Raw genomic sequence first — 6,983 nt, forward strand, 5'->3', positions numbered from 1 at the left:
GCAGCAGTTAACGCATCAATCTGTTCCCTATAGATATCAATCGCGTCCTTTGGATCAATACACTCATCAAGAGGCCCCATTGATCCCCAAACTAAAACACGCTTATGATTGCCGATCGCTGTTCGGGCAATCGAGACAGCTTGATGGTTCAAGACACTGACAAACGATTCCAATCCATATCTTGCAAGACGAGAACGGTTTGCGCCGAACGTGTTCGTGCAAAGTACCTCACTACCGCCCTTCACAAAGTCCATATGCGCTTTCAAAACTTGATCGGGCTGCTGGCGGTTCCACCATTCTGGCGGCATATCATCCGCCAACCCCATCGCGCACAATTGAGTACTCATCGCCCCATCGGTAAACAAAGTAGCTTCCGGATGCCAGGTTCTCCAACGAATAGATGAAAATAAATCTTGATCTGCCATTAGAGATTTCCCCCTAATACGGCTTGACAAATATCGATACGACCAATAATGCCGACTAATTTCCCTTCTGCGGTAACCGGTAGGCGCTTAATATGATGCTGAAGCATTAGCACAGCGGCATCAAGGGCTTTCATATTCTCGTCAACGACAATGACATTGGGAGACATTATTTCCGATACTTTACGCTCGGCAACATAATCCGCCTGTGTACTCAAGTCAGTAAGAGAATGTTTGAAACCGACTTTCTTAACGCCATAACTCGGAACCAGATAGCGGATAATATCGTGCTCTGAAACCATCCCAACCACATTATTATCCTCATCGACAACAGGCAAGCCGCTTATTTGGTAAAGATCCATCTTGTCGACCGCATCACGCGCAGTCGAATCGGGCGCTACAGTGACGACTTGAGTGTGCATCAATTCCATTACTTTCATAATTTATCCCCGCCGATACCTCTACCAGTATTTCCCATTAATTTCTCAATGACCATTATCTTATATATTTAATTCTCTCTCAGAGCACAGCATTCCTCCTTTTAACCCGAAATTCCACGAGATATTCTCATTTTAATCTAGAAGGAAGTGTTAAATCTCTTCGAAATCGAAAAACCGGTAACCCCTGCCACAATGACAATCCCTATCAAAGCACAGTATAAGCCAAAAATATAGCAAGCTGGCCGGTATGAGAAACTTACCTGATGTTCCCCTTCTCCAACCCGCACAGCACGAAACATAATGTCCGCACAATACCAACGCGTTGGTTTGCCGTCAATGAATGCCTGCCATCCAGGCGCTGCTGCATCACGTAATATTACCCATGAAGGTTGGGCCAACTTAACTTCAAGATCGACCCGACTAGGTGTATCTAACACCAGATTAGCAGTACCTGAGCCTAATTCGTAATTAGCCGCTCCTTCAATTATTGCTGCTTGATGAATGTCAAAAAACTGAGATTCCATCAGGTTAACCGCTTGTTTATAATCTTTCGCGGGTATTACCTCCTGAGGAACTCCAGTTCTCGGTAAAACCAGATCGCGATTTTGAACCCATGCAAGCCAATCCAAGGAGGTGTAAATTAGTGAGCCAACACATAAATTATCGAGCAACGGATCCGCACGCCGATCGCCGCCCTGAAACGCTTTGCGGGCGGCATTTACGATAGAATTGGAACGTTGCATAATCATTGGTTCGTATGCATCCGCTTGCAAAAAACCCAATTCGGAAGTCAAATTCGGAGTTAGCGACCCCATAAGCCGTTGGAGATGCTCGTAATCTCCTTCAAAACTAACATAGCTAATATGTCGCCACCATGCAGCCCAGGGTTCGACAGTGAAGCTTCGCCCTCTTGCCAATTGACCGCCTATCTTATTTAATGTCTGCTTGCGAGCTTCACCCCACACTTTGGCAGGCACCGATGGCAATAAACGCGAAGCAAACGATCCGGCATCAACCGCCAGGATCAAGCAAGCCAAAGCCGCCCACCACTCCATCTTAATGCGATTTCGGTTGATAGTCAGCCACATCCATATCCCAATGATTGCTAACCAAACTGCAATAAAACCTATCGATTCCAATGAACTCAATCTAAAACTTGCAGCGCGTTGGTTATTGTCTAAAAAGGGATAATCAGGTCGAAGCCGAAATCGTGATGCGCTATCGACAATTGCTGAAAGCGCCCCAGGAAAGATGAAGCTGACAAGCGCCCAGAGTACTCCAATCACTCCAACAATAACTGCAATAATTGCCAATTGCCGGAGTGCCCTAACGAGTTGCTTTGGATTTGTTTCTCTCAGTTCCATCCACCGATCAAGTCCCAAAGCTCCCAGAGCACAGATTGCGAAACTCATAAGAAAGAGCCATCGCGCAGGGTCGTGAAAGCTCTTTAAACCTGGGAGCAAACGATAGGCTAATAAGTACAACCCGCCATAGCTTCCTAAGGCAAGCCAGTAGGAAAGTAGCGCTGTCCAACCCCAAAACCTCATCCATTTTCTTAATGGATGGGTAGTAGGAACACGAAATAACGCAAATATTGCTAAAACCATCGGAAGCAAACCAACATAGCAACAAGTTTCCCAATAGTTTCCACGCCCAATATAGTTGCCCCGATGCGGGTTGCCGAATAATGAAGGCAAAATCGGGTTCAACGCTTGTTCAGGGGAAAGCATAAAACGGTTCGCCGACTGAAGGGAAAGCGTTTCTCGATTAGAAATTAAAGTTCCTTGAACCGATGTCACAATCTGAGGAGCTGCCAGCATCAGAGCAAGTATTAAAGCCCCAAATTGCCAATACCTCGCTTTTCGGGCACGAAATCGGTCATCAATTCGAACCTGTCTCCAACGCCAAACTCCGTAAGGCAGCCCTAAAACAAACGCCATATAAGCCATTTGCGGATGAGCAGATAGGAGCATCAGAGCGATTACAACTGAAAGTAAGCATGCCCGACTATATCCAGGCTTTGCCCATAACCGATCCATCGCCCAAAGAAACCAAGGCAGATATGCTGCCGCTTGAACTGAATTGGGAAATTGACCTCTAGCAACAAGAGCGCCATCAAGCATAAAAGCCGCTGCGCCAAACCAACTCGAAACCGATCTAAGTCCTATCGAGCGTAAATAAACATAAAGACCTACACCCGCAAGCCAAATATGAACAATAACAGTCCAAGTTAAGTAGCGTTCCGGAGAAATAAACGTCAATGCCGGTATAGTAGGATAAAACATCCAGGCTTGAGGGTTACCTACCAACGGTTCACCACCTGCAAATGAAGTATTCCATAATGGCAGATTTCCTTTTTGCAACTCTTGGCCTATTATCTTAAATAAAGGGTGAAAGTAGATCGCTATATCACCCCAATAGAGGGTTCGGCCAAGAAAGACTAGTGGAGCGAATACGAGAGAACATAAAAGACAAAGCAAACCAATCGCTACGATATCAGAGCGCAGCGAGACAGGTAAACGGTTCGTATTCAGATGTTCTTTCGATAACAAACTCATTCGAATATGGCCATTGAAGTAATAATATTAGGCTAGCCGGTAGGATAACATATTTAGCAAGCGGTTGCAAGCATCTTAGGGGAGCAACATGAATAAGAAATGCGTTAGCGATATTGAACCGATTGGTATCATCACCGGAACTGGCGTAAGTGAACTGCTTAAAATCGAGCAAGAAGAGATATTAAGCATACGCACCTCTGCCGGTGACGCGATCGTTAAAAGTGGATTTCTTGCTGAACGGCCTGTTGTCATATTAGAACGGCATGGCCAGGGACATGCGATTCCGCCACATAAAATAAACTATCCGGCGAATCTTCTTGCCCTCAAAGAACTTGGGGTCGTCCGATGTCTAGCAACCGCAGCAGTCGGTTCGCTGAGAAGAGATTGGCTGCCGGGCACACTTGGGGTAATAAGCGATTTCATATCGATTTCGTGCGGCGGCGTTCCAACCTTATACGATAATAAAATATGCCACACCGATTTCTCCGAACCGTTCTGCGCTTCCTTACGAGAAACTATTTTGAAAACGGGGGAAGATTTAGGGCACAAATTGGAACAAGAAGTCGTCTATATTAATAGCGATGGTCCGCGATATGAAACTCCCGCTGAAGTCCGTCTTTTCCGAATGTGGGGTGGCGATGTAGTTGGAATGACTGTCGGTAAAGAAGCAATCATCGCTCGAGAGGCTGGCATTTGTTATGCCGCTATCGCAGTTGTTGCTAATCTAGGAAGTGGACTTGGTCAATCCGCTTTGAACCATGAAGAGGTTGAACAAGCAATGGGTAATGCTATTTCAACGATTGCAGCGATTTTCACCGGGTCACTGGAAGTTTTACCAGCAGGTAATAATTGCTAGTTTTGCTGATTTTCAGACTAATATAAGTTAAATTACCTGATTATCAACAAAACTTTAGCATAACAAATCTTTTAGCATAAAGTCAGTGTAGAATATGGGTAGTGCTCTAGATTGTATAAAGAGCATAAGGTTATGGAATTGTTACTTTTTATTTATGCCCTTTTAGGGTCTATTTCTTTGTGGATACTGATAGAAGCATGGCGGCGCCAATCACTGCGTTTTGCGCGGGGCGCTCTTTATCGTCATGATGTTGAGAAAGCGCTGAAATGTACGCGCTTAGCTCTTCGTTTGCCATTTCTACACCCTGCCGGCCGTACCGTTATTAGCCGCTTTCACGCCCAACTTCTAATTCAAAACGGTCGTTACGATGATGCCCTTAGACAAATTGACATCGCCTTAACTTGGATTGCCCGTCGTCCAGCGCGATATTGGAACCAACTTGCGTTAAGCCTTATGAACCTACGCGCCGCTTGTTTGGAAGTAGCGGGACGAGTTGAAGAATCAGAACGATGCCGAAATGCCACCCTTGAAGTCTGGGCAAGTATGGGCGATCCGAGCGGATCAGGAACATTCGAAGCGGCGCTTGCTGAACAAAGCCGAGGAGAATATGGCCTTGCTATGGAACGAATGCGGGTTGCGATCGAAAAAAGCGCTAATCCTCCCGAGCGAGCAACACGTTGGCTTCATTTGGCGATGATGGCTTCGGAAATCGGCCGTTTCGACCAAGCCATCGAACTCGGTCAAAACGCCATTGATGACCTTCCTGAACCTTTGAAGCTGCTAGCTTATGTCGGTTTAGTCGATTGGAGTCTGAATGAGGCGGACTTTGATTTAGCTGAGCAGAACCTGATGAGGGCCTTAGTTCTGGCCGAAGAATTGAACCTGCCGCGGTTAATGACCCAAGCTAAACTGGCACAAGCAGAAGTAATGTTTGCCCGAGGCCAAAAGCATGAGGCAATCACTCGGCTAGAAAAGCTATGCGCTAATGATGAGGGACAATGGACCATTGCGGTCACCCTCGCTGAACGTCTTCACTGGATGGGTTACCTCGAAGAAGCTGCAATCATATTCCAGCATGCTGAAAAGTCGATGAAAAACGCGCTTAATGTCACCCCTGATATTCGCGCTTCGATGTCATTGCTTGCCGGACAAACTCATGCTGAACTTGGGAACTTGGAGCTGGCGTGGGATTGGATTATGAAAGCTGCCGCTCTCCCCATCAAGCGCCCGCGAATTCTCGTTCGAGTATACAGTTTAGCCGCAATCATCGCTTGCCAGCGGAGCGATTCAGAATCTGCTGACCATTACTTTGGGTTGGCTGAACAGACTGCGCGAAACTATCAAGATGCTCCTATCATGCGAGCACATAGAAGCTATCTTCAAGGAAGATGGCAATTGCTCCACGGCAATATGCAGAAGGCTCAAGAATGGCTCACAAAAGGAATCGTCGATGTGCGGTTGCGACGTGATCTCCCTCAATTTCACTACTATCTCGGTGAAGCAAGACGACTGGACGGCAACGAAAATGGCGCCCGTCAGGCATATCAAGCAGCCGCCGACATTGGAGTCGAACATCTTTACGCAGCATTAGCTCGCCGCCGGCTCAACGAGCTACCACCTCACCCACAAACTCAAATCGAACCTCCCTCCTTTCAGCCCGTTTGATCTTTTTTCAAATATTTCGTCTGACAGGCAACTCATCAGGCACTCCGCTTCGTATTATGATTTGACTATATGCTGTGGAGGCATGGATGGAAAATCCCAACTATTATCCTATTGTCCCGTCTGTGACTCTTTGGGTCATTTGGAACTTATTTCTAGCACTTATCCCTGTTGGCTTAGCCTATTATATTGATAGGAAGTTTCGGCAAAGCCGCAATAGCTCGATGCCGTTTTTGTGGCCTTTGTACGTTCCGTTTTTCTTGGTTTGGTTGGCATTTCTTCCTAACACATGCTATCTACTTACCGAATGGCGTCATTTTTTCTATTCAGTCGACCGGCAAGACCTGTACGTTCGGGCGCAATATGACCGAACACTGCTTGTTCCCCTCATTAAACATGCTTTCTTCTTTGCGTGCTTCAGTGGAGCGGGAATAATAACCTTTGTAATGGCTATTCGCCCAATTGAACGGATAGTGAAGAGCCTTAAATGGCCAACTGCGTTATGGGCAGCCCCGTTTTATATATTATTGTCATTGGGTGTCTATCTTGGGTTGGTACTACGATTTAATTCATGGGACCTAGTCTCAAACCCGAGCAGCATAATTTCTGCCCTCTTCAATATTGCTCACCGACCTGTTTTAACAATTTCAATTATTCTTTTTGGATTGGTTTTATGGGCAATATATGCGGGATTGAGTACGATTATTGATGCGGTTATGCAACGATTTCGCTATAAACCGATCTCTCCTGCGCGCTTGGAAGTATCCGAAAACCCCTCGCCATAAGCGTTTCCAAGTATCATATAGGACATGAGTTCTCACGAGATCCAAACCGAAGAAGAGTCTTCAGTTATATTCGACAAAGTCCTTACTCAAAAAGGAAGCGGCACTTCATCTTCATTTGTACCCGCTACCGGTTTAGAGCATTCACTAATTATGCAGTTCCTCTTGAAATATATAGAGGAAGGCAGGATAATCAAAGTCGGCGAGATATTCTTTACAAAAACGGCATGGGAAAAGCAGACAAAAAGTATTCTAAGCACACT

General features: G+C 45.9%; 7 protein-coding genes. 4 read left to right on the plus strand and 3 right to left on the minus strand.

The window, feature by feature from the left end:
• The 3 genes from WCO51_07830 to WCO51_07840 form a co-directional block, all read right to left on the minus strand.
• On the minus strand, window positions 1–425 hold a 425-nt coding region (locus WCO51_07830), incomplete at its 3' end, for a homocysteine S-methyltransferase family protein (protein MEI6513170.1).
• Complete coding sequence (locus WCO51_07835) at window positions 425–862, minus strand: CBS domain-containing protein (GenBank protein MEI6513171.1); 438 nt, start codon at window positions 860–862, stop codon at window positions 425–427. The genes WCO51_07835 and WCO51_07830, both read right to left, overlap by 1 nt.
• A 137-nt stretch (window positions 863–999) precedes the next feature.
• Entirely contained in the window at window positions 1,000–3,420 is a 2,421-nt protein-coding gene (locus WCO51_07840; protein ID MEI6513172.1) for a YfhO family protein, read from the minus strand.
• 88 nt (window positions 3,421–3,508) lie between these two features.
• Between WCO51_07840 and WCO51_07845 the strand changes: the two genes are divergently transcribed.
• The 4 genes from WCO51_07845 to WCO51_07860 all read left to right on the plus strand — a co-directional run.
• Window positions 3,509–4,276, plus strand: coding sequence for an MTAP family purine nucleoside phosphorylase (locus WCO51_07845; protein ID MEI6513173.1), 768 nt, complete (start codon window positions 3,509–3,511; stop codon window positions 4,274–4,276).
• A 132-nt stretch (window positions 4,277–4,408) separates the two neighbouring features.
• Entirely contained in the window at window positions 4,409–5,941 is a 1,533-nt protein-coding gene (locus tag WCO51_07850; protein MEI6513174.1) for a hypothetical protein, read from the plus strand.
• 86 nt (window positions 5,942–6,027) lie between these two features.
• On the plus strand, window positions 6,028–6,723 hold the full coding sequence (locus WCO51_07855; protein MEI6513175.1) for a DUF1361 domain-containing protein: 696 nt from the start codon (window positions 6,028–6,030) through the stop codon (window positions 6,721–6,723).
• Window positions 6,724–6,747: 24 nt separating this feature from the next.
• Window positions 6,748–6,983: hypothetical protein (locus tag WCO51_07860; GenBank protein MEI6513176.1), on the plus strand; the 236-nt coding region annotated here is incomplete at its 3' end.

The organism is bacterium (genome assembly GCA_037131655.1).
In the GTDB taxonomy this organism is placed as follows: domain Bacteria; phylum Armatimonadota; class Fimbriimonadia; order Fimbriimonadales; family JBAXQP01; genus JBAXQP01.

Coding starts and splice junctions, on each gene's coding strand:
- WCO51_07835 (MEI6513171.1), bottom strand. CDS start 862: ATGAAAGTAATGGAATTGATGCACACTCAAGTCGTCACTGTAGCGCCC.
- WCO51_07840 (MEI6513172.1), bottom strand. CDS start 3,420: ATGAGTTTGTTATCGAAAGAACATCTGAATACGAACCGTTTACCTGTC.
- WCO51_07850 (MEI6513174.1), top strand. CDS start 4,409: ATGGAATTGTTACTTTTTATTTATGCCCTTTTAGGGTCTATTTCTTTG.
- WCO51_07855 (MEI6513175.1), top strand. CDS start 6,028: ATGGAAAATCCCAACTATTATCCTATTGTCCCGTCTGTGACTCTTTGG.
- WCO51_07845 (MEI6513173.1), top strand. CDS start 3,509: ATGAATAAGAAATGCGTTAGCGATATTGAACCGATTGGTATCATCACC.